1 protein-coding gene is annotated in these 469 nt (G+C 70.1%); it reads right to left on the reverse strand.

The window, feature by feature from the left end:
• Positions 1-21: 21 nt before the first annotated feature.
• The coding region (locus WDW90_RS38145; RefSeq protein ID WP_336492875.1) for a pseudouridine-5'-phosphate glycosidase at positions 22-469 on the reverse strand (448 nt) is incomplete at its 5' end.

Below are 469 nucleotides of genomic sequence, written 5' to 3' on the forward strand. Positions count from 1 at the left end.
GGACGACGGCTCCTCAGCGGGTCATGCCGTGGCCGTGATCGGCGGCTCCCCGGTCGATGGACCCTGAAGCGCCGCAGCGAGGCGGGCGGCGAGCGCCGCATTGTTCTTCACGAGGGCGATGTTGGTGACCAGGCTGCGACCGCCTGTCAGCGCGAGGATGCGGGAGAGAAGGAAGGGCGTCACGGCCTTGCCGGAGATCCTGCCCTCATCAGCCTGCCTCAAGGCAGCCTCGATCAGCACGGCGATCTCAGCGGCGGGGATCTCGTCGGCCTGCGGCACCGGGTTCGCAATGAGAACGCCGCCGCTCAAGCCCAGCGCCTCCTTGGTCCGGACCAACTCGGCGACCGCGTCTGGCGTATCGAGCCGCAGGGGCGAGGGCAGCCCGCTGTCGCGGCTCCAGAAGGCGGGCAAGCGATCGGTGCCGTAGCTCACGACGGGGACGCCGCGCGTCTCCAGGTACTCGAGGGTG

It is taken from the genome of Methylobacterium nigriterrae, from assembly GCF_037106235.1.
GTDB classification, from domain to species: Bacteria; Pseudomonadota; Alphaproteobacteria; order Rhizobiales; family Beijerinckiaceae; genus Methylobacterium; species Methylobacterium nigriterrae.